This is a genomic window from Chryseobacterium ureilyticum (assembly GCF_900156735.1).
GTDB classification, from domain to species: domain Bacteria; phylum Bacteroidota; class Bacteroidia; order Flavobacteriales; family Weeksellaceae; genus Chryseobacterium; species Chryseobacterium ureilyticum.
The window spans coordinates 170,948-193,005 of the sequence record NZ_FTOL01000002.1 but is presented as its reverse complement, the minus strand read 5'-3'; the positions used below and the strand labels follow the sequence as shown (position 1 = coordinate 193,005).

Below are 22,058 nucleotides of genomic sequence, written 5' to 3'. Positions count from 1 at the left end.
TTAAATAAAATATTTTTTATTGATAACCGCTTTGTTTTAAAGCAGTAGAACATCAAAAAATTATGGAACTTAAGAGTATATTCAACATACAAACAGAGCAGGATTTCCTGAATGCATCATTGAAAACATTTCGTTATCAGTATGAAAATGTTGAGATATATAGGAAGTTCGTAGACTTTTTAAATATCAATCCGGATGAGGTTGACAGCTTGGTGAAAATTCCTTTTTTGCCCATAGAAATGTTCAAAAATCATCAGATTCTGGATGAAAATGTAACGACAGATCTTTTCTTTCAGAGTTCAGGAACCACGCAAATGAATCTTTCAAAACATTTTATTGCTGACCCAGTCTTGTATGAAGAAAGTATTTATAAAAGTTTTGAGCAGTTTATCGGAAAACCTGAAGATTTTATTTTTCTGGGCTTACTTCCAAGCTATTTGGAAAAACAAAATTCATCCCTGATTTACATGGTAGATTACCTGATGAAAAAATCATCCAAGCCTGAAAATGGATATTTCCTTTACAATCATGGTGAACTATTTGATCTGCTGAATACATTACAGGATAAAAAAGTAATTCTCTTTGGAGTTTCTTTTGCCTTATTGGACTTTTTAGATTATTGTCAAGCCGAGAGAAACGAATCTCTAAACTTCCTTGAAAACTTAATCGTGATCGAAACAGGCGGAATGAAAGGAAGAAAAGAAGAAATGACAAAGGATGAACTTCTGAAGATTTTGCAGGAAGGTTTTAAAACCGATAAAATCTACTCAGAATATTCAATGACAGAACTTCTTTCACAGGCATATTCTCTGGGAAATAATGAATATAACTGCCCCAATTGGATGAGAATTATGATCAGAAATGCAGAAGATCCTTTTTCTTATGAAAAAGAGGGAAGGACTGGTGCTGTTAATATCATAGACCTTGCAAACACTCATTCATGTTCTTTTATTGCCACTCAGGATCTGGGGAAAATATTGGGAGAAAAATTTCAGGTGCTGGGAAGAATAGATCATTCGGATATCAGAGGGTGCAGCCTTTTGGTGAGTTAAATAAAACGTGAGAATTGCTAATCACTAAAGATCAATTTTATCTTTGTGAATGAAATACCTTTGCGAACAATATTAAAGAATTAATATAAAGTTTAGCGAATATTAGCGTTTAAATTTGATGCCAGGTTATTGATATCCATTAACATCATTAAATAAAGAATGATCAAAATAGAAGAACTTGTCCACGCTTATATTCATACCCACTGCGATTTTGAAAAAGAACTCGTCCTGACTAATTATTTTCAAGCAGATTGGGAAGCCGATATACTTATTATTGATGCTGAAGGAATAAGCCATGAAATTGAAATTAAGCTTTCTAAAAGTGATTTTAAAAATGATTTTAAAAAATCGTACCTCAATAAAGATACTGGAGAAAAGTTTCTGAAACATGATAAAATTTCCTGCGGAGATTATGTGTGTAATACTTTCAGTTTTCTTTTGCCAATGGGAATGGTAGATCCAAATACAATTCCCGAACATTGTGGAATCATTGAGTTTTATCATAATGTAGACACATGGGAGACCGAATTCTATTTTATTCGTTCACCGAAAAAACTTCATGAAGATTCTTACTGGAAACTGAATGATAAAGATCTTTTCATCAGAAAAATGGCACTTAATTTACTCCAGCGTAAAATGGAAATCAAAGGAAAACATGAAGAACTTATTTTCAGAAATCCTTTTGATATTAAGAATAAAAAATAAAAAATCCTGCCGCCTGACAGGATTTTTTTATTATCTATGATGGTAAGATTAATCTGTTATTTCAGCAGTATCTCTCTGAAGTAAGAATTTGTAGATTAATCCGCCTACAATTCCACCTAAGATCGGAGCTACCCAGAATAACCAAAGTTGTGACATCGCAAGTCCACCAGTGAAAACAGCCTGAGATAAAGATCTTGCAGGATTTACTGAAGTGTTGGTAATAGGAATAGAGATTAAGTGGATCAAAGTAAGAGCAAGACCAATAGCGATCCCTGCAAATTTACCATTAGCCCATTTATCTGTAGCACCCATAATTACTATCAGAAAGAAAGCTGTCAATAAGAACTCAGCAAGGAATGCTGCTCCCATACTAAATGCTTTTCCGTTATAGACTGCTTCGCCATAGAAGTTGGTGGCAAAAGCTCCCGGTTGGGAAAAATCTACGACTCCGGCTCCGTTAAGAATTGTGTATAGACATCCTGCCGCAACAAGCGCACCAAGACACTGTGCTACAATGTAAGGAATAAGGTCTTTTGCAGAAAATCTTCCTCCTGCCAAAAGTCCAAAAGAAACAGCTGGATTAAAATGTCCTCCGGAAATATGTCCTACTGCATAAGCCATAGTAAGAACGGTAAGACCAAAGGCTAAAGCAACCCCTAAAAGTCCAATGCCGATGTCGGGAACACCAGCTGCAAAAACAGCACTTCCACAACCACCGAAAACAAGCCAAAATGTGCCGAAAAATTCAGCAAAAAGTTTTTTTATCATGTTGTTTATTTTAAAAATGTAACTCAAATGTAGAATTTATATCTTAAAGTAAAAAGTTAAAACTGAAAAAATATTTCAAAATCAGGTGGGTAAAAATTGTAAATTCAACAATTTGGTTTAATGTTTGTTTGGGATTTATTTGAATACTCTTGTAGTGATAGTTGGAGGATATAACATAAATGATTTATCCTTCATTAGTAATTTAAAGTGGTGGTTAATGAAAAAGTTTCTATGTGTGGTCTTTGTACCTTTTGTTTATAGTTTACATTATTCGCAGGCAGCAAAAAAAAGTCTTCCTTGCTATGATCTTTCGACTGTTTTAAAGGTGGAGCCTACTGCACTATACAAACCCCATCTTGATGCTTCAAAGAGTTTCGGAGTAAAACTACTGAAAGATTCCAAGACGGTACAAAAGTATATCGGTAACGGAAAATTCCATAAAATAAAAAAATCAGGAAAAGGATTTCAGGTCCAAAAACTGGATTACAGCAGAGCTTATATGGTTTCTAAAGCAAAAACTACTTTGGAAAATATGGGTTCCAAGTTCAGTAAAGCAACCAAAGGAGGAACTTTTACCGTTTCATCTATTACAAGAACTTTAGAAGATCAATGCCGTTTAAGAAAGGTAAATTCAAATGCTTCATTGGGAATCAGTTCTCACAATTATGGTAATTCTTTTGATATTTCATATGTAAGATTCAATAATGTTCTGAAGTATAATCCCAAAATGGAAGTGGCGCTGGAGAAAGTTTTAAAGCACTATGCGGATGCTGGTAGAATTTATTACATAAAAGAAAAGCAACAAAGCTGTTATCATATTACAGTGAAAAATTATTAAGTTAAATTCTTACTTGCATAGCATGTTTAGTTTGTATAATTTTATACACCTAAAAACCATGCTTATGACAACATTAAACATTCTAGATTACATGCTTCCCGTAAAGGAATGTGGAGAAGCTACAAACGAGTGGAATCTTTGCCGTTCAGATTATTCACGGTTAAAGGATATGATTCCTACCAATTTTGTTTTTAATATTTCTGAAAATCATCTTAATTGGATGAGAGGCTTCAGAGAATACCCTGAATTCTGTGCAGCAGTAGGAGTGTATAATAGACGTTTGGTTCTTATTTTCTATCCAATGGATTCTGAAGGCAAGAGAATCGCGGAAAAAGAATATCCCTACACTTATCTTACTGAAATGGTTTCTGATCTTAAACTTCAGGAAATTCAGGAGTATACCATTGTGAAAAACACAATTCTTTCCAAAGGTTTTGAAAAAATAGAGAAAGATGCAGATTTAGCCTTTCCTATCTCTAATAAACCTGTTCTGGAGCAAGATAAAGCCGTGGAAGCTATTGAGAAATGGAGAGAATCCGGCATGGATTGGTTTTATAGAGAATATAAAGAAACAGAAGGAATAGGGATTTTCAGAAAGTTCTATGTTCCTACAGCAGATTTGTGTCTGGACCAATATTTAACGGGTATCACTTGTTCTTTTGGACTTAAATACAACGATATTTATGGAAAAATGCTTGTGACGTTGATCTTTATCTCTTTCCGTGAAAATCTTCAGGGGTCTGAGCGTTCACAGATGATTTCCAATACTTATGACTGGGCAAAACCATGTCCTCCCATCTGTCGTATACCGGATGTAGATGTAGGAAATGAATTTTAAAATATAAAATAAGGAATGGCAGATCTTTATAAGACGATTTTATTCCTGAACTATGGATTGCTTCTGGCTGTTATACTGTTGGGAGCCAATAAATACCGCATATTAAATCATAAAGAAAAGCAATATTTTCACTGTATTGCTTTTCTTTTTTTTATTGAATTTCTGAATCTTGTTCTGCCTTATATTTTTAAGCTGGATGATACTTCTTTTCTCTATCCGTTTTATATTGCCGGAGAATTTTTTTTGCTGACAGGATTATTCATCAGGAAATTAAACCTACCAAAATATCTTTTAGGAATAAGCGGAACCTTGGCAATAGCATTTATGATTTCAAAATACGGGTTTAATTATCCCGCCAATGCTGATATTGCCAAAGTAGTTTCAAATATCATCATAATCTGTCTTTCAGGATTTACCCTGATTCGTGAGATAAAAGATACATCTGCTGACAACCGTTTCCTTTTTGTGGATGCGAGTATATTTTTCTATTACTCAGTGTCAGTGTTTATTTTTATTGTTCAGCATCAGATCGCTAATCTTTCGGAAAACAGTTATTACATTCTTTTCAGTGCCAATAATATTCTTTCCAGCATTTTATACTGTTCACTTTTATATACCTTCATCAAATTAAAGAAGTAACCTTAAATATCAACCTGCTGATTCTTATAATTGTTACCATAGCAATTATAGTTTCCTTTATTATGCTTGCCTACAGAACTTTTATAAGAAGGATTATCAAAGAAAAAAATGTGCAGCATGAAGCAGAAGTTCTTCACCAAAAAAAGCTAGTTCTTGAAAATATTAAAGCTCAGGAAGAAGAAAGAAAAAGAATAGCCGTCATGATCCATGATGATATTGGAAACCGGCTTAATATCCTTTCTTTATGGTTGAATAATCTTGATACTCAAGGAGATGAGGTGATTAAAAACAATATTTACAGCCAGATGTCATCACTTATTGATGCGGCAAGAAGTATTTCACACTCATTATATCCTGTCAATCTCGAATCTGTAGGATTAGTACTTTATGTAGAAGAACTGATCGCCAACCTTTCTCATAAAATCAATATTTCCCTAAAGGTAATGCCGGGATATAAAAAAAAGGATATTTTCGTGGAAGTACAGTTGTACAGGATTATTCAGGAATTTACAACCAACGTGATCAAGCATTCAGATGCTACAGACCTGTGGATTTATATTAAAGATTATCCGCAAAATATGGCAGTCGTTATTTCGGATAACGGGCAGGGATTTGAATATGAAGAGGTAAAAAAAGGAATGGGAATCAAAAATATTGAGTCCAGAATCAAATCTATGAATGCCACCCATAAATGGAAGAAAACTTTTTTAAATAAAGGAAGTCGTTTAATTATTAAAATTCCCAAACAACATGAGTTCCCAAATCAAAATAGCACTGATTGATGATGAACAGCTGATCCTTGAAGGAGTAAAAATGCTGCTGTCTAATGAAAAGAACATTTCCGTCTGCCTTACTTCAGATAACGGTCCCGATTTTATTGAATCTCTGGAAAAAATTACCCCTTCAGAATTCCCGGATATTGCACTTGTGGATGTACAGATGAAGCCTATGAACGGTTTTGAACTGGTAGAAATTCTTAAAGAAAAATATCCCGATCTGAAAATCATTATTTTGTCTTCCCATTATAAGACCTCCATTCTCGGATATATGGTTAAGCTGGGCGTTTCTGCTTTTCTTCCCAAAAACTCAAACAAAAAGACATTTATCGAGGCAATTACTATGGTAGATAAAAACGGAGTATTCTTTACTGCCGAAGATCATCAGATGCTATTCACATATATGAACAGTTCTGCTAAGAAAAATTCTCTTTTTGAAATAGCAGACGAACTGTCGGAAAGAGAAAAAGATGTTGTGAAACTGATCTGTCAGGAATTTACCAACAACGAAATCGGAGAAAAACTCTTCATCAGCCCCAGAACAGTTGAAAGCCACAGGCAACGTATCCTTGAAAAAATTGGAGCCAAAAACACTGTGGGAATAGTCATTTACGCCATTGTGAACAATATATACTCTCTCGAAAAAATATAACCTGATTCCGTAGAAATACGGAATTTTTTATTTGGTACTTTCCACTCTAGCTTTAGTCTCCTTTCTTCCGTTATTTTGAAATGTCTCAGATAGGGATTTTGAATAAAAACATAAATGAGCAGGGAATCCTGTAATAAAAATGAATAAAAACTATGGATGACAGCAGAGTGATTTCCGTCGGAATATTTTTTGACGGTACGGGAAATAATGGTACGAATGCCCTTTCATCGGATAAACCGCTGAATAATAATGAAAGTTATCATGGAGCTTTTACCAATATTTTTAAACTATATCAATCATTTAACGGAAACGAAAAAATATATATAGAAGGAATAGGAACGATCGTAGGAAGTGAAGATAATAACTTTGCCATGGCTACATGTGCCAACCCGCCGTATGGAAACGGATATTCTTCAGATGACAAACTTCAAAAAGCCCACGGATTTGTAGAAAATATCATCAGTAATGAAGACTTTGAATACCACTTTTATCTCTATGGATTCGGAAGAGGAGGAATGCTGGCGAGAACATTCTGTAACCAGATTTTATCCTATTACCTTCCTGAAAATATAAAAATAAAGTTTTTAGGAGTTTTTGATACCGTAGAATCCAAACCTTTCAATACCTATGATCTGAGTCTTTCCCATCATGTGGAAAATGCATTTCATATTTGTGCAGTAAATGAATCCAGGTTTTTCTTTCCATTGACAGGTTTTTTTGAAGGTTCAAAAGCTATGCAGGACCAAAAATCAGAAAGTCATACTGCTGTTTGGAAAGAAATTTTTGTGCCCGGAGCTCATGCAGACATTGGTGGTGGATATCTGGAAGGACCTCAGTCGGTTTATATTTCTACAGACTTTGTAAACCATGATGATCTTGAAGATTATATCAAGGATATAAGAAACGCAAAAAAAGATGCAGAAGGAAATAAAATCTGGGATGCCTTACTTTCAGAGTATGAAATTGAAAAAGAAGAAGTTTTTTTACAGGCATATGTTTGCAGAGATAAAGTATATAATGAACTTTCAAAAGTGTACGGAAAATTAATGCTGGAAGAAACCAATGCAATATCTCCCGTTTTTGATTTAAATAATTCTTTTGAAACAAACTACAGCAGACATCCATTTCTTGAAGAGTTATCTATAGAATTAAAAAACTATGTGAAAAATATTTCAAGAAATAGAAAGCCAAGATATAATTATAATCAATTAACCGACTATATTCATATTTCAGGAAATTTCGGTTTATACAGTAAAGATTTGCTGAAAAGAACCGAATATGAGATCAATGTTGAACTTCTTAATATCGGATTAAATGTTTCCAGTAGCACTACGGTAGATCAGGACAGCGGTGCAAGACTTTCTGTAGAACTCCATCTGCCGGAAGACAGCTTTGTTGCAGATTTTCTCTATGGAACCAATGTCCCCAATAATGATATTTGGATTCGTTCAATCATGAAAGCTCCGGTAAAAAAAAAATTAAATGAAATGAATTATTAGTGTTAGTACTTCTCAGTTTTAAATTTAGGTTATTGAGGGCATCTGATTTGGTGCCCTTTTCCATCCTTAATCACTCATACATTGATATCTAATTCTGCTATTCATTTCTTTTTCCGTACTTTTGCCCCCGAAAATTCATTATTCATTAATTATTAATTACAAAAATGCTTTCGGTTCAAGGTTTAGGATTACACCATTCGGGAAATTATTTATTTCAAAATGTAAATTTCACCATTAAAAAGGATGATAAAGTAGGTCTCGTGGGGAAAAATGGAGCGGGAAAATCCACTTTATTGAAAATGTTATCAGGGGAAATTAATTTCTTCGAAGGAAACGTTGTGACCGAAGGGAGTGTTACAATCGGTTTCTTAAAGCAGGATCTTGACTTTGTAAAGGGAAGAACTGTTTGGGATGAGACAATGCAGGCTTTCGAGCAAATCAACGCTTGGAAAAATGAGCTTGAAGAAGTTAACCACCAAATGACAACCAGAACCGATTACGAAAGTGATTCCTATACGGATCTGATTAATAAAATGACCGAGCTGAATGACCTTTTGATGAACCATGATGCCTACAATCTGGAAGGTGATATGGAAAAAGTATTATTCGGTTTAGGATTTAAAGCAGATGATTTCCAAAAAATCACCGATGAATTTTCCGGAGGATGGAGAATGAGAATCGAATTGGCAAAATTACTTCTTCAAAAGAATGATATTATGCTTCTCGATGAGCCTACCAACCACCTTGATATGGAATCTATCATCTGGCTGGAGAACTTCCTGAAAGACTATCCGGGAGCTATCGTTCTGGTAAGCCACGATAAGCAGTTCATGACAGCTGTGTGTAACAGAACATTCGATATCAACAATAAAAAAGTTGACGATTATAAAGCCAATTATACCAAATATCTGATCATGCGTGAAGATCGCCGTGAAAAACTGATTCAGGCTAAGAAGAATCAGGATGCGGAGATCAAACAGATGGAAGATAATATCAACAAGTTCCGTGCAAGTGCTACCAAAGCATCATTTGCTCAGTCTTTGATTAAAAAATTAGATAAAATCGAGCGTATCGAAGTTGATAATGAAGACGTTTCAAAATTCAATATCCGTTTCGTACAATCTATGGTTCCTGGGAAAATCATTTTTGAAGCAGATCATTTAGGAAAAGCTTACGGGAAAAAACAGATTTTTGATGATGTAGACTTTATCGTTCAGAGAGGAGACAGAATTGCTCTTTTGGGACAAAACGGACAGGGTAAGACAACTTTAGCTAAAATTCTTGCCGGAGATATTAAAGACTATTCAGGAACATGGAATCTTGGACATAATGTAAACATCGGGTATTTCGCTCAGAATCAGGAAGAGGTTTTAACACCCAATAAAACGGTTCTGGAAGAAGCAGAAGATGCGGCGACAGAAGAAACAAGACCAAGAGTAAGAGATTTACTAGGATCTTTCCTATTCCAGGGAGATGCTGTTTCTAAAAAAACAAAAGTACTTTCCGGAGGAGAGAGAAACCGTCTGGCACTTTGTAAACTATTGCTTCGTCCTTTCAATACGTTGATTATGGACGAACCTACCAACCACTTGGATATTCAGTCTAAGGAAATTATTAAGTTGGCATTACAGAACTTTGAAGGGACATTAATTGTAATTTCTCACGACAGAGAATTCCTTCAGGGACTTTGTGATAAAATTTACGAATTCCGTGATGGGAAAATGAAAGAATTCCTTGGAGACATCAATGAATACTTGGAGTACAGACAAAAAGAAACCATCAGGGAAATTTCTGCAGAAAAAGCTAAACTTCACAAAGAAGAAGTTAAATTAGAACCTAAGAAAGTGGAGGAGAAACCTGTTGTGAGTAACAATCAGGCGTCCAATATCATTACTAAGGAGCAGAAAAACATTCAGAATAAGATCAAGAAAGTAGAAGAGAAAATTTCCGAACTGGAATTGAAAGTAGAGGAAATGGAAGTTTCTTTTGCTAAGGAAAATCCTTCCGAAGAAACTTTAGAAAAATATAATAAAGCTAAAGAAGAACTGGATAATGCATTGCAAGAATGGGAATATCTGGGAACTCAGCTTGATTAAAAATATAAAAGCTTCATCAACTCAAAAGTGATGAAGCTTTTTTTTTGTAACAAATATTTAGATGTTTCGACGTATTGTTAGCAAATCGTAAAAGTAATTTAATGGAAGTTTAGGCTGAAAATTAAATTATTTTCCTAATTTTGAAAAATGATTAAAGAAAGCAGAAACTTAAAAAGGTTTATCTCCAGGCTATTGTTTGGGGTGTATTTCCTCGCGCTGCTTTCTCAAAGCTTTCACCATCACGAATCAGCAGACTTTTTTAAAGCATTCAACATTAAGAAAGTCGAAAATTCAATGACGAAAGCTACACCTAAAGAGAAAGCTGGCGACTGTCTGGCTTGTCATTTTTTGGCTACCGGGCATACATTGGCTCCTGAAGAGTTCAGCTTTAGCTTTGAGCATTATACGCACGAAGTAGAGCAAATTATCGCCATTCAGGAGAAAATTTGGTCTCAGACCAAATTCACTTTTCAACTTCGCGGACCACCCGCAATTTCATAATCAATACATTCTTATTGGGTTTAGCTCTATATCATAGAGTTTAATGTTCAAGAACTGAAGTTTAATATTTAAAGCTGTAGAAAGCAGCGGTCAGTTTGTAATGGGTAAATATCCGGTTACTTACTTATTCAAATATTTTAACATCCTTTTTATTGTTCATTAATACATTCTTATTGTACATCATACATCGTACAAGGAAGTCTAACCCATTCAATAAATTTTAACGAAAAAATATACCCTTCCATAAAGGGGTATACCATCAATCTATTTACAATGAAATTGATATATTGCCTGCTGCTGATCTTTTGTGGATCAGTATTTACAAGTGCACAGAAAACTTACACTGTACAGGGAACCGTTCAGGATTTTCATGATAAAACCATGCTTGAAAATGCGGTGGTTAAAATCGGGAACTTTACAGCAAGAACAGATAAAAAAGGAACATTTTCCTTCAATATGATCCCTGCAGGGAAGTATACACTCATTGCCAAACATCCTGATTGCAATGATTATACTGAAAATATAGGAGTTGATAAGGATCTTCACATCAGTATTACCCTTGAACACCATACGGGTGACATTGAAACCATCACCATACACGGAAGCCATAAAAATAAAGGTTCCGTAATGATGAAAACCTTGGATAAAACTGATATTGAAAGGAATTCTACAGAAAATCTCGGAAATATCCTTGCTAAAATTTCAGGGGTTGCCGTACTGAAAACAGGGAATAATATTACAAAACCTGTTATTCACGGTCTTTATGGAAGTCGTATTTCCATTATGAATAACGGTGTGAAGCTGGCAGAACAGGAATGGGGAGCAGAGCATGCACCCAATGTAGATGTGAATGACTTTGAGCATATTGATGTGATCAAAGGAGCTTCCGCACTGAAATATGGAAACGATGGAGTAGCGGGAGTTGTACTTCTGGAACCAGCAATTCCTCCAAAGAAAGATACTCTGATGGGAAATATTAAATTATCAGGGATTTCTAACGGAAGAGGAGCTGAAATTTCTGCAAATGCATTAAAATCCTGGGAAAACGAATGGTTTGTAAAAGCAGGAGGTAGCTATAAAAAGCTAGGAGATATCTATATTCCGCACCATACCCTTCAAAATACGGGTGCAGAAATGAATTCATTCAACTTTTCATTCGGAAATCATGGGTTTATGCAGGGATTTGATGTTTCTTACAGCGGAATTAATCAGGAATTCGGTATCTATAGAGGAGCTCACCTTGGAAGTGGCGCGGATATTTATCGTGCAATGAATCTGGGGCAGCCTTATTTCCTTGATGATTTCAGCTATGACATCGGATATCCTAAGCAGAAAGTAGAACATCATATTGCGAAAATTTCAGCCTATAAACGCTTTGCAGATTTCGGGAAAATTACTTTTCAATACAGTTTCCAGTTGAACAAACGTAGAGAATATGATATCAGAAAAGGAAATCTTAAAGATACTCCTTCGATGGATTTAAGGCTGATTAGTCATTCAGCAAGTCTTACCCATCTTATCGAACGTTCAAAATGGAGCCTTGAAAGTGGGATTTCTGCAGGTTTTCAGGATAATTATCCCAATCCGGCAACAGAAGTCAGACGTTTGATTCCGGATTATTACCGTTATGATGCAGGAGCTTTTTCTGTATTTAAATACCGTTTTACTCCAAAATTGAATGCTGAAGCCGGTGTAAGATATGATTTCAGTAGATATGACTCCTATAAATATTATGATTCCAAAGAATGGAATGATAAATATGCAGACGTTTTCCCTCAGTTTTATATTGCTGAAAGCGGAAGCAGAACTTTATCACGTCCTATTTTTGATTATCATAATTTTTCAGCAAATGTTGGGTTGAATTATAATCCTTCCAAAGACTTTGATATCAAATTTAATTTTTCAAGAATGAGTAGAACACCGAACCCCGCAGAATTATTTGCAGACGGGCTTCACCATTCTGCTGCAATCATTGAAAAAGGAGATTTGAGAATCAAAAAAGAAGAGATTTATAATGCTAACCTTTCATTGACAGGGCGTTTCAATGTTTTGAAAGGACTTCAGATAGAAGCCAATCCGTACGTCATATTTTCTGATAGTTTTATCAATCAAATTCCTACAGAAATTCAGAATACCAGCAGAGGAACTTTTGCTGTTTGGACTTATCAGCAGGTGAAAGCCAGAATGTACGGAATAGACGCCGATGCACAGCTTAGTATTTCGGATAATCTGAAATGGACAACCGGCTTCAGTGCATTGAGAGGAGATGATTTAACCAATAATGAACCTCTTATTCTGATGATGCCGATGAGTCTTAGAAACTCACTGGAATTTAAACTGAATAAACCATCCAATTTTTATATCAGACTGGAAAATGAAAATTCTTTCAAACAAAATCGCTTCCCGATCAGGGATCAGCCGGTACAGTTGATAGAAGATGGCGAGTGGGTGACTAAAATAATAGATTACAGTACACCTCCTGCCGGATTTTCAATATTTCACGCATCTATTGGTGCAGATCTATTCAAAAACATGAATCTGAATTTCAGAATCAACAACATTTTTAACAAAGAGTACAAGGAATATCTTAACAGACTAAGATATTATATGCCGGAACCAGGAAGAAACTTTGTGGTTACTCTTAAATACAATTTTTAACTCTTATTATTTAAAATTTAAATTAAAATGAAAAAAATATTCAACATATCACTTTTATTATTCGCAGCTGTATTATTATTTTCTTGTCGTGACGGGAATGATATTCCTGAAGATATTCACGAGCATGAAGAAGTAGGACAGGTAGTGGTCACTTTAACGAACAAAGCTGATGGAAAATCACAGAAAGTAACGGTTACTAACGGGCAGACTTTAGATCATTTTCATTTAACTCAGGGAGCTACCTATGCTGTAGATGTTAATTTTCAGATTAAACATGATGACCATTATCATGATGCTGAAGAGATTATAGAAGAAAAAGATATGCATTTTGTTACCTATAAATTTACAGGAGCAGATGTAAAAGTAAAAAGAGCTGCCGATGATGTAGTAAGAACGGATGGTAAAAAATTAGGTCTTAAGACAGAATGGACTGTAGCAACAGCTGCAGCCGGCAAAGTACAGATTGTTCTTGTACACGGAGCTAGTGCTGTAAATGATAACTCGCCTTCACCGGATAACCAGCTTGGAAGTACTGTAGGAGGAGAAAGTGACGTAGATATCGCTATAGATTTTCATTAATTGAAAAAAAAAGTCCTTTCGGGAAAAGGACCTACATATCATCATATTAAATTTGGTAAACCACTGATTTTTTCAGTGGTTTTTTTATTTAACAATATTTGGCTGTATTAGTTGATTTTAAATGGGTGATTTTCATAAAAAATTCATATTTTTGCAACCTAAAATTTTAATCGATAATGAAGGTTACCGCACAAAACCATGATGATGTAAGTGCATTACTTACTGTAACATTGGAGAAATCTGACTACAAAGAAAAAGTAGAGAAGCAATTGATTAATTATGCTAAAAATGCGCAAGTTCCTGGATTCAGAAAAGGGAAAGTGCCTTTAAGTATGGTTAAAAAACAATATGAAGCAGGAATTGCATTTGAAGAAATCAACAGACAGGTTTCTGATGCTTTGAACAGCTATGTTAACGAAAACAAGTTAAGATTAGTTGGTCAGCCGATTCCTCAGCCAGTAAACGAATTAGATTACAACGCTGATCAGGTAACAGTTGCTTTCGAAGTAGGATATGAGCCTGCATTCACTATAGACTTAGCTAAATATGAGGCTCCTCACTATAAAGTAGAAGCTTCAGACAAAGAAATCAGCAAGAGCATTGAAAACATGCAGAAGCGTTTCGCTGAACAAGTTCCTCAAGATAAAATCACTAAAGATTCTTACGTTTCTTTAGAAGTTTCTCAGGTAGTAGAAGAGGATGCTGAAGGAGAGCACCACCACCACCCAAAGAACGTTACTGTTACAGCTGAAAACAAAGAAGCTTTCAAATTAGTAAAAGCTTTAAAAATGGACGGTTCTGTAAAAGTAACTAAAGAAACTCTTGCAGGTGATGAAGAATTAGCTAAAGAATTAGGATTCAGCAAAGAAGAAGTAGAGCACCTACACCACAATGAAGTAGAAGTAAAAGTAAAAGACTTCTATTCATTAAACTTAGCTGAGCTTAACCAAGATTTATTCGACAAAGTATACGGAGAAGGAAACATCAAGTCTGAAGATGAGCTTAAAGATAAAGTGAAAACTGAATTAGACGAGTATTTCCAACAGAATGCTGACGTTCACTTCGTGAATAAAGTATTGGAGCAAGTTACTGAAAAAGAAGAAGTATCTCTTCCTGAAACTTTCTTAGTAAAATGGTTAATGTTCTCTAACCAGAATATCCAGTCTGAAGATCAGGCTAAAGAAATCCTTGAAGCTGAGAAAAACCAATTGAGATACCAGATCATCGAAGGTAAATTGATGACTGATAACGAAATCAACCTTGACTATGCTGATGTATTGGCACAAGCTGAGCAATTAGTGAAAAACCAATTAGCAATCTACGGAATTCACCACTTAGGTGATGAAGAAATCCAGAAATATGCTGTTGAGATGTTAAAAGATCAGGAGCAAGTAAGACAGATCTCTTCTGAAGTTGCTATGGCTAAACTAAAAGATGTTATTCTTGAAAAAGCTAGCAAAAAAGAAACTAAAATTTCTCACGACGAATTTTTAGAAGAACTTAAGAAATAATTATATACAGATATAAATATTTGAAAACCGTCAATTTTTTTGGCGGTTTTTTTATTTAAAAATTCCTTTATTTTACAGTTATTCTTTACTTATTATTTATTCCTCATCATTCATAATTTAGGTATGTCCGTCAATATTCCTATATTTACTACCTAAACTTTATATTTATGAAAAAGATCATCATTCCATTTTTCTGTGCCGTACTTTTCTCTGTTCCGGCATCAGCTCAGAAGAAAGATGCCGCTTCTGTAAAAACAGAAACTGCGAAGTCGAAGCTAACAGCAAACGAAGTAATAGACAAATATTTCAAAGCATTAGGTGGTAAAGATAAATTAGATGGTGTAAAATCTATTATTACTGAAAACACGATGAGTGCTCAGAAAATGGAAATTACTATGTCAACTAAAAGATTAGGAAATAAATTTAAGTCTGTACAGTCATTGATGGGACAGCAGATGGTTCAGCTTTTTGATGGTGAGAAAGGATATTTTGATCAGATGGGAACCAAAATAGATATTCCTGCAGATAAAATTGCTGAAATGAAAAAAGGAAAACCTGTAGATGCATTAGCATTTGAAGGAACAACCTTTGACAATGTGAATGTAGAAAAATTAGATGGAAAAGACTATAATGTACTTTCATCAGGTAAAGGGAAGTTCTATTTTGATGCAGCTACCGGACTTTTATATAAAACCATTGCAGGAGAAGGAACCGTAATCATAAAAAGTTATATGACTGTTGATGGCATGAAATTTCCAGCTGACGTAGAGGCTGAAGGATCAGGACAGAAAGTAAGTATCAAAACAACTAAGATCGTGATCAACTCCGGCGTTACGGATGCTGATTTTAAATAACAATTAGTTTCTTATTATATAAAAACCGGAGAATATCCGGTTTTTTTTATGCATGAATAATTTTAACTTGAATTTAACTATAATATGAATTTCCGGATTTCTTCACGTTGTGAATAATTGATACTTTTAGCACGTAAATAAAATCAAATAACATGAAAAAAGTATTATCTTCATTTGCGGTCATCTTCCTGATGTCCACAAATGCCTTTGGGCAGAATATCCCTGTGGATGCATCTGTAAGAATCGGTACCCTTTCCAACGGAATGAAGTACTACATCAAAAAAAACACGTTACCTGAGAAAAAAGTAGATTTCCGTCTGGCTATCAATGCCGGATCTATTCTTGAGGATGAAAACCAAAGAGGTCTTGCTCACTTTATGGAGCATATGAACTTCAATGGAACTAAAAACTTTCCGGATAATAAATTAGTTGACTTTTTACAGTCTATCGGGGTTAAATTCGGACAACACCTTAATGCTTATACCAGTTTTGATGAAACCGTTTATATGCTTCCTGTTCCATTAGATAAGCCCGGAAATCTGGATGCAGGATTAAAGGTTATGGAAGACTGGGCTTTTAATGCTACCCTTTCTGATGAGCAGATCAATAAAGAAAGAGGAGTAGTATTGGAAGAACTAAGATTAGGTCTTGGAGCAGACAAAAGGATGATGGATAAATATCTTCCGAAACTATTATATAAATCTCAATATGCTGACAGGTTGCCCATTGGTAAAAAAGAAGTTCTGGAAAACTTCAAACCGGATGTGATCAGAAAGTTTCACCAGGATTGGTACAGACCGGATCTGATGGCAATTGTGGTAGTAGGAGACATCAATGTAGATGAAGTTGAAAAGAAGATCAAAGATAACTTCAGTAAATATAAAAATCCTTCAAAACCTAGAGAAAGAAAATCTTTTGACCTTCCCAATCATAACGAAACATTAGTAGCTGTTGAAACTGATCCGGATGCCACAAACTCTATGGTTCAGTTTATCATGAAAGATGCAGGAGCTTATAAACCTGATGTTACTGTTGAACAGTACAACCAGAGTATTATCGAGAATCTTTCAACTGCGATGATCAATAACAGATTGAGAGAACTTATCAACTCTACCAATCCTCCGTTTACCTTTGGTTCTGTCTATCATGGTGGAACTTATGCCAGAAGCAAAGAAGCTTTCCAGGGGTTTGCAATGGTAAAAGAAGGAAGTCAGCTGAATGCATTAAAGGTTTTACTGGAAGAAGTAGAAAGAGCAAAAAGGTTTGGTTTTACTCAATCTGAACTTGACAGGGCAAAATCTCAGGTGCTTTCCAATCTTGAAAAATCTTATAACAACAGGGATAAGACAGAAAGTGATATGCTGGTAGATGAATATGTGAGAAACTTCCTGGAGCAGGAACCAATTCCGGGAATTGCATGGGAATATGAGGGTGCCAAATCTTTCTTACCAACTGTTACTCTTGCACAAACTAATGAGGTGATCAAGAAAATGGTAAAAGATGACAGCCGGGTTATCATCATCACAGGTCCTAAGAAAGATAATATTTCTATGCCTACAGAAGCAATGGTTCTGAGTACTTTTGATGCCGTGAAAATGGCAGATCTTAAACCTTATGAGGAAAAAGCTGCAATTAAAAATCTGATCAAGCCTTTCAAATCTGAAGGACAGATTACCAAAACAGAAACAGATGCAAAACTTGGAACGACAACCTGGACTTTAAACAACGGAGCTAAAGTAACTTTCAAGAAAACTGATTTTAAAGATGATGAGATCGTGTTTACGGCAAGGAACTTAGGTGGAAATTCTATTATTCCTGATGCTGATTACAATAAAACACAATTTGCTTTTGGTGCTTTATCTGAAGCTGGAGTAGGAGGGGTTTCCAAAGCAGATCTTACCAATTATCTTGCAGGAAAACAAGTAAGCGTGAATCCAATGATATCTACTCTTTTCGAAGGAATTTCAGGAAAGACCACTCAAAAGGATTTAGGAACAGCGATGGAGTTGATGTATGCTTATTTTACAAGCTTAAATTACAATCCCGCTTCATTTAATGCTTATAAAGAAAAGCAATCTGCAATGTTGAATAACCTGCTATCTAATCCACAGGCATACTTTTCCAATGAGCACGCAAAATTCATGAATCAGAAAAATCCTAGATTTATCGGTCTTTTCCCACTTGAAAAAGACTGGGCAAATACAGATTATAAGAAGGCTTATGATATTTATAAAGAAAAATTTGCCAATGCAGGGAACTTTCAGTTCTATTTCGTAGGAAATATTGATGAAGCGAAATTCAAGAATGAAGTTTTACAATACATTGCCAGTTTGCCATCATCAGGAAAAGCTGCTGCATTCAAAGATACAGGATACAGACAATTAACCGGAGATTATACCAAAGTATATAAAAAAGGTAAAGATCCTAAAAGTATGGTGACCATCTCTTATAGTGGTGAAACTCCTTACAACGAGAAAGAAGCACTTGCTTTATCTGCACTAGGAGAAGTAGCAACCATCAAGGTGATAGAAAAGTTAAGAGAAGACGAAAGCGGTATTTATGGTGGAGGTGCCAGAGGAAATATGAGCAAGGTTCCATTTGGGGCTTATAATTTCAGTATCAGTTTCCCTTGTGGTCCTGAAAATGCTGAAAAACTTACAAAAAGTGCCGTTACAGAACTTCAGAAGCTGATAGATAAAGGTCCTGAACAGAAAGATCTGGATAAATACAAAGAAGGAGAATACAATGATTACAAAACAGAACTGAAAGACAATATGTTCTGGATGAATTCACTTGTTAAAAACCAATTGGATGGAAGTGACAAATATGATGTTCTGAGTTATCAGGATAAAGTAAAAGCACTGACTGTAAAAGACCTGCAGGATGTTGCTAAAAAATACCTTACCAAAGGAAGGGTGGTAGCAATGCTAATGCCGGAAGATGGTTGGGAAAAAACAGCAAAGGCAGACGCTAAAGTAGAAGTGGCTGGTGCAGCAATTGTAAAATAATAACAGTCCATCTATTAAAAATAGAAAACCGCAGATTTATCTGCGGTTTTTGTTATTTACATTAAAAAAGTAAGCATTTAAGAACCATACTCTCTCTTCCATTCATCAGCTACTTCACTTAAAACAGTGTAAAATTCTTCACCGTATTTTCTGATTAATGGTGTTTTTAAGAACTTATAAACAGGAACCTGAAGTTCTTTTCCTAGAGTACAGGCATCACTGCATACATTCCACTCGTGGTAATTCAAAGCTGTGAATGCTGAGTATTCTGTAGCACGAATAGGATAAAGGTGGCATGAGATAGGTTTTTGCCAGTCTACAGCACCATCTTCATAGGCTTTTTCAATACCACATTTTGTAATTCCTTTGTCGTCAAAGGTTACATACGCACATTCGCGGTTCTCCACCATAGGAGTTACATACATTCCATCGTGTGGATCGGTAGTCCATGTTCCTTGTTCTTCCAGGGCTTTAATTCCTTCCTGAGTAAGATAAGGTTTAATTTTATCAAAAATACCGTCCAATATTTCAAGCTCATTTTTATCCAAAGGAGCACCTACATCTCCTTCCACACAACATGCACCCTTACACTTGGTAAGGTTACAAACAAATTCTTCGGAAAAGATCTCCTCAGAAATCAATTTATCGTCTATCTGAATCATAATTTTTTAAAATAAATCAAAAACTGTACCCACTTTAAAGGTAAGTAAACTGGTAATAATAAGCCATAAACTGGCTTCCTGCATCCAATATTTTGGTAAAAATCTCATCATTCTGCTTAAGATAATACTGGAAGGAAATGCTAAAAGAAGCAAATATTCGTAGCTTGTATTCATATAGAGAATGATGGTAATAAGTTGGGCTAAAGAAAATACCAACAGAAAAGTATACTTATATCTGCTGATAGGACTTTTCTTATTATAATTTTGAAAATGGTCATATACCGCATAGATCAGCATAAGCACCACGGGGATCAAAGGTAACATTTCCGTGTAATCTGTTACCGGTTTCATCTTTCCAAACGGAAAATAATCGATATTCCATGAGGTAAACTGAACGAAATACATGACAGAAAAATAACTGAATGCAATCAAAATAATTCCCAACAAAAATCTGAAAAGATTTAAACCTATCTTAGCGGAAGTGGCAATCACGTGAATGATTACAAAAACAGCCATAGGCCAGGTAGTAGGAAGGAAAATAAAGTTCAGCGCAACAATAGCTCCTACCAATACATAAGATTTTTTTCTAACGTCTTCATCTGCGCTGGTAAGAAGAAGGATCAGAAAGGAATTGGTAAGCAGGGAAACAGCAATTCCTACATCCAGATTCCCAGGATATAACCCAAAAATAAAAAGGGTATACAAAAATAAAGGCAAGTGGGTCTGATAATTAAGAGCTATACTGTGAAAACAAAAATATCCTAAAGCGATTCCCAGAAATGTGATTCCGGCAATAATTGCTTCATAAGTGTTGAAATTCAGTATGTTAAATATAATTACTACTAAAAGAAGAAAACCAATATAAACAGGAATTGAAAAAATATTGCTTTCTTTTGAAAGTAATTTAAACATTTTTTATAAATTTGTACAAAGTTAATTTAAAAAAGGAAAATAATGACGTCTTTCTTTCTATTCTTAAGCAAAGTTTTCAAATCGAGTTTCGGGTTCTTTGATACTTTTGGTAATGTTTTAAACTGGATTCTATTTATAGTTTGCTGTGTTCTATTTACTTATTGGTGCTACGTACTAGTGGTAACATTAGGTGGTGATAAAGATAAAGATTATTATTCTCCAACGGAAGGTAAGAATCCTTACTACGATCCGAATATCTACAAAAAAGAAGGTTAATTAATTGGTTATATAGTAAAAAGCCGATCAAATAATTTATTTGATCGGCTTTTTTATTACTAACGATTAAAATTTTCTTTTACTTAGTCGTGGATTGGAAGTACCAAAACAGGAACGGGTGAACTTTTCGTAAGCCCTTTGGTAAGACTTCCTACGAATACATCATAAATTCCACTTCTACCATGTGATCCCATTACGATATAATCAGCATTTTTTGCTTTGGCAAATTCAAGAATGGTTTCTTTGGCAAGCCCTTGCTTTAAAAGATGCTCGCAATCTACATCATGGCTGATGATTCTTTGCTCAATCTTATTAAGCTGTACCAGTTCTTCCCTTATTTCATTGGCTTCCACCTCCGGAAAATATTGAAATCCCATATCTCCAATCGCAAAGCCGATATCTGATGGTGCAACGTGGATCAGGTAAATTCTACCATTAAGTTGTTTTGCAAATTTTATGGCACCGTCTACCAATTGGTCTGTTTTGTCCCCAAAATCTACGGGTAATACAATATTTATCATAACCTTTCATTTTGTTACCTAAAGATATGAAAAATTTGCTAAACTTTTATGTTAAATACTTATAATATTCGGATATCAAGGATTTTTTCATCTTCAAGATAAGCCTCAAGAACATCATTTTCCTCTACTTTTCCAACCCCTTTTGGAGTTCCTGTATAAATAAGGTCACCCACTCTTAAAGTGAAATATTGAGAGGCAAAAGCAATAATGTCATCAATATTGAACAACATATCTTTTGTGTTACCATCCTGAACCTTTTCTTTGTTTTTTAATAATGAAAAAGAAAGGTTGTCCAGATTGTATTTATCCTTTTTAAAGAAGCTTCCTACCACAGCAGAACCGTCAAATCCCTTGGCAAGTTCCCACGGAAGTCCTTTTGATTTTAATTCGCTTTGAAGATCTCTTGCCGTAAAATCTATTCCTAAACTAAGCTCTTCATAATGTTTGTGAGCTGTTTCCTTCTGTATATATTTTCCTCCTTTAGATATTTTTATCACGACTTCAAGTTCATAATGAATGTCGTTGGAGAATTCAGGAATATAAAAATCATTTCCTTTTAAAACCGCTGTATCCGGCTTCATGAAAATAACAGGATTCTCCGGAATTTCGTTTCCTAATTCTTTAGCGTGTTCGCTGTAATTTCTTCCTATGCAGATGATTTTCATAATTTTATTTTTTAATTTACTATACTTTTAAAATGATCTTTACTGCTC

General features: G+C 34.9%; 21 protein-coding genes. 16 read left to right on the top strand and 5 right to left on the bottom strand.

What is annotated here, in order from left to right; translation table 11 throughout:
• The first annotated feature begins 62 nt into the window (after window positions 1-62).
• Window positions 63-1,052 carry a LuxE/PaaK family acyltransferase gene (locus BW983_RS07085; RefSeq protein ID WP_076551173.1) on the top strand — a complete coding sequence of 330 codons (990 nt, stop codon included), beginning with the start codon at window positions 63-65 and terminating at the stop codon, window positions 1,050-1,052.
• A 159-nt stretch (window positions 1,053-1,211) separates the two neighbouring features.
• Window positions 1,212-1,757 carry a hypothetical protein gene (locus BW983_RS07080; protein ID WP_076551171.1) on the top strand — a complete coding sequence of 182 codons (546 nt, stop codon included), beginning with the start codon at window positions 1,212-1,214 and terminating at the stop codon, window positions 1,755-1,757.
• Window positions 1,758-1,805: 48 nt separating this feature from the next.
• Here BW983_RS07080 and aqpZ read toward each other — a convergent pair whose 3' ends face one another.
• Complete coding sequence (gene aqpZ / locus BW983_RS07075) at window positions 1,806-2,522, bottom strand: aquaporin Z (RefSeq protein WP_065395408.1); 717 nt, start codon at window positions 2,520-2,522, stop codon at window positions 1,806-1,808.
• A 220-nt stretch (window positions 2,523-2,742) separates the two neighbouring features.
• On the opposite strand from aqpZ, the gene BW983_RS07070 reads away from it, so the two are divergent.
• The 13 genes from BW983_RS07070 to BW983_RS07010 all read left to right on the top strand — a co-directional run bounded on the left by BW983_RS07070 (window position 2,743) and on the right by BW983_RS07010 (window position 18,974).
• Window positions 2,743-3,363 carry a DUF5715 family protein gene (locus tag BW983_RS07070; RefSeq protein WP_076551170.1) on the top strand — a complete coding sequence of 207 codons (621 nt, stop codon included), beginning with the start codon at window positions 2,743-2,745 and terminating at the stop codon, window positions 3,361-3,363.
• Between the two features lie 64 nt (window positions 3,364-3,427).
• Window positions 3,428-4,201: a hypothetical protein gene (locus BW983_RS07065; RefSeq protein WP_228408979.1), complete on the top strand. Its 774-nt coding sequence runs from the start codon at window positions 3,428-3,430 to the stop codon at window positions 4,199-4,201.
• A gap of 15 nt (window positions 4,202-4,216) precedes the next feature.
• The gene (locus tag BW983_RS07060; RefSeq protein ID WP_076551167.1) at window positions 4,217-4,840 is read left to right on the top strand and encodes a hypothetical protein; all 624 of its coding nucleotides are present in this window, start codon (window positions 4,217-4,219) and stop codon (window positions 4,838-4,840) included.
• Between the two features lie 110 nt (window positions 4,841-4,950).
• The gene (locus tag BW983_RS07055) at window positions 4,951-5,622 is read left to right on the top strand and encodes a sensor histidine kinase (RefSeq protein ID WP_228408978.1); all 672 of its coding nucleotides are present in this window, start codon (window positions 4,951-4,953) and stop codon (window positions 5,620-5,622) included.
• Window positions 5,591-6,268, top strand: coding sequence for a response regulator transcription factor (locus tag BW983_RS07050; RefSeq protein WP_076551163.1), 678 nt, complete (start codon window positions 5,591-5,593; stop codon window positions 6,266-6,268). The genes BW983_RS07055 and BW983_RS07050 overlap by 32 nt, the downstream gene beginning before the upstream one ends.
• Before the next feature lie 152 nt (window positions 6,269-6,420).
• Window positions 6,421-7,767 carry a phospholipase effector Tle1 domain-containing protein gene (locus tag BW983_RS07045; protein WP_076551161.1) on the top strand — a complete coding sequence of 449 codons (1,347 nt, stop codon included), beginning with the start codon at window positions 6,421-6,423 and terminating at the stop codon, window positions 7,765-7,767.
• 164 nt (window positions 7,768-7,931) lie between these two features.
• Entirely contained in the window at window positions 7,932-9,863 is a 1,932-nt protein-coding gene (locus tag BW983_RS07040) for an ABC-F family ATP-binding cassette domain-containing protein (protein WP_076551160.1), read from the top strand.
• A gap of 294 nt (window positions 9,864-10,157) precedes the next feature.
• Window positions 10,158-10,364 carry a hypothetical protein gene (locus BW983_RS24345; protein ID WP_228408977.1) on the top strand — a complete coding sequence of 69 codons (207 nt, stop codon included), beginning with the start codon at window positions 10,158-10,160 and terminating at the stop codon, window positions 10,362-10,364.
• Between the two features lie 273 nt (window positions 10,365-10,637).
• Complete coding sequence (locus tag BW983_RS07030) at window positions 10,638-13,022, top strand: TonB-dependent receptor (RefSeq protein WP_076551158.1); 2,385 nt, start codon at window positions 10,638-10,640, stop codon at window positions 13,020-13,022.
• A gap of 27 nt (window positions 13,023-13,049) precedes the next feature.
• On the top strand, window positions 13,050-13,601 hold the full coding sequence (locus tag BW983_RS07025) for a hypothetical protein (protein ID WP_076551157.1): 552 nt from the start codon (window positions 13,050-13,052) through the stop codon (window positions 13,599-13,601).
• Between the two features lie 176 nt (window positions 13,602-13,777).
• The gene (locus tag BW983_RS07020) at window positions 13,778-15,112 is read left to right on the top strand and encodes a trigger factor (protein ID WP_076551155.1); all 1,335 of its coding nucleotides are present in this window, start codon (window positions 13,778-13,780) and stop codon (window positions 15,110-15,112) included.
• A 167-nt stretch (window positions 15,113-15,279) separates the two neighbouring features.
• Window positions 15,280-15,966 (top strand): hypothetical protein, encoded by a 687-nt coding sequence (locus tag BW983_RS07015; RefSeq protein ID WP_076551154.1) that lies wholly within the window; start codon window positions 15,280-15,282, stop codon window positions 15,964-15,966.
• Window positions 15,967-16,118: 152 nt separating this feature from the next.
• Window positions 16,119-18,974: a M16 family metallopeptidase gene (locus BW983_RS07010; protein ID WP_076551152.1), complete on the top strand. Its 2,856-nt coding sequence runs from the start codon at window positions 16,119-16,121 to the stop codon at window positions 18,972-18,974.
• A gap of 77 nt (window positions 18,975-19,051) precedes the next feature.
• On the opposite strand, the gene BW983_RS07005 is transcribed toward BW983_RS07010, so the two are convergent.
• Both BW983_RS07005 and BW983_RS07000 read right to left on the bottom strand, forming a co-directional pair.
• Complete coding sequence (locus tag BW983_RS07005; RefSeq protein ID WP_076551150.1) at window positions 19,052-19,636, bottom strand: DUF3109 family protein; 585 nt, start codon at window positions 19,634-19,636, stop codon at window positions 19,052-19,054.
• Window positions 19,637-19,642: 6 nt separating this feature from the next.
• Window positions 19,643-20,548: a DUF6427 family protein gene (locus BW983_RS07000; RefSeq protein ID WP_076551149.1), complete on the bottom strand. Its 906-nt coding sequence runs from the start codon at window positions 20,546-20,548 to the stop codon at window positions 19,643-19,645.
• 42 nt (window positions 20,549-20,590) lie between these two features.
• On the opposite strand from BW983_RS07000, the gene BW983_RS06995 reads away from it, so the two are divergent.
• Complete coding sequence (locus BW983_RS06995; protein WP_076551147.1) at window positions 20,591-20,824, top strand: DUF6341 family protein; 234 nt, start codon at window positions 20,591-20,593, stop codon at window positions 20,822-20,824.
• 83 nt (window positions 20,825-20,907) lie between these two features.
• Here the strand turns inward: BW983_RS06995 and BW983_RS06990 are convergent, their stop codons facing one another.
• Both BW983_RS06990 and BW983_RS06985 read right to left on the bottom strand, forming a co-directional pair.
• The gene (locus tag BW983_RS06990) at window positions 20,908-21,345 is read right to left on the bottom strand and encodes a universal stress protein (RefSeq protein WP_076551146.1); all 438 of its coding nucleotides are present in this window, start codon (window positions 21,343-21,345) and stop codon (window positions 20,908-20,910) included.
• A 59-nt stretch (window positions 21,346-21,404) separates the two neighbouring features.
• A complete protein-coding gene (locus tag BW983_RS06985; RefSeq protein ID WP_076551144.1) occupies window positions 21,405-22,010 on the bottom strand; it encodes a fumarylacetoacetate hydrolase family protein in 606 nt (201 codons plus the stop codon).
• Between the last annotated feature and the right edge of the window lie 48 nt (window positions 22,011-22,058).

Coding starts and splice junctions, on each gene's coding strand:
- BW983_RS07040 (WP_076551160.1), top strand. CDS start 7,932: ATGCTTTCGGTTCAAGGTTTAGGATTACACCATTCGGGAAATTATTTA.
- BW983_RS07005 (WP_076551150.1), bottom strand. CDS start 19,636: ATGATTCAGATAGACGATAAATTGATTTCTGAGGAGATCTTTTCCGAA.
- BW983_RS06995 (WP_076551147.1), top strand. CDS start 20,591: ATGACGTCTTTCTTTCTATTCTTAAGCAAAGTTTTCAAATCGAGTTTC.
- BW983_RS07010 (WP_076551152.1), top strand. CDS start 16,119: ATGAAAAAAGTATTATCTTCATTTGCGGTCATCTTCCTGATGTCCACA.
- BW983_RS07020 (WP_076551155.1), top strand. CDS start 13,778: ATGAAGGTTACCGCACAAAACCATGATGATGTAAGTGCATTACTTACT.
- BW983_RS07070 (WP_076551170.1), top strand. CDS start 2,743: ATGAAAAAGTTTCTATGTGTGGTCTTTGTACCTTTTGTTTATAGTTTA.
- BW983_RS07000 (WP_076551149.1), bottom strand. CDS start 20,548: ATGTTTAAATTACTTTCAAAAGAAAGCAATATTTTTTCAATTCCTGTT.
- BW983_RS07015 (WP_076551154.1), top strand. CDS start 15,280: ATGAAAAAGATCATCATTCCATTTTTCTGTGCCGTACTTTTCTCTGTT.
- BW983_RS07050 (WP_076551163.1), top strand. CDS start 5,591: ATGAGTTCCCAAATCAAAATAGCACTGATTGATGATGAACAGCTGATC.
- BW983_RS07065 (WP_228408979.1), top strand. CDS start 3,428: ATGACAACATTAAACATTCTAGATTACATGCTTCCCGTAAAGGAATGT.
- BW983_RS06985 (WP_076551144.1), bottom strand. CDS start 22,010: ATGAAAATCATCTGCATAGGAAGAAATTACAGCGAACACGCTAAAGAA.
- BW983_RS07080 (WP_076551171.1), top strand. CDS start 1,212: ATGATCAAAATAGAAGAACTTGTCCACGCTTATATTCATACCCACTGC.
- BW983_RS07045 (WP_076551161.1), top strand. CDS start 6,421: ATGGATGACAGCAGAGTGATTTCCGTCGGAATATTTTTTGACGGTACG.
- BW983_RS07060 (WP_076551167.1), top strand. CDS start 4,217: ATGGCAGATCTTTATAAGACGATTTTATTCCTGAACTATGGATTGCTT.
- BW983_RS07085 (WP_076551173.1), top strand. CDS start 63: ATGGAACTTAAGAGTATATTCAACATACAAACAGAGCAGGATTTCCTG.
- BW983_RS07030 (WP_076551158.1), top strand. CDS start 10,638: ATGAAATTGATATATTGCCTGCTGCTGATCTTTTGTGGATCAGTATTT.
- BW983_RS06990 (WP_076551146.1), bottom strand. CDS start 21,345: ATGATAAATATTGTATTACCCGTAGATTTTGGGGACAAAACAGACCAA.
- BW983_RS24345 (WP_228408977.1), top strand. CDS start 10,158: ATGACGAAAGCTACACCTAAAGAGAAAGCTGGCGACTGTCTGGCTTGT.
- BW983_RS07025 (WP_076551157.1), top strand. CDS start 13,050: ATGAAAAAAATATTCAACATATCACTTTTATTATTCGCAGCTGTATTA.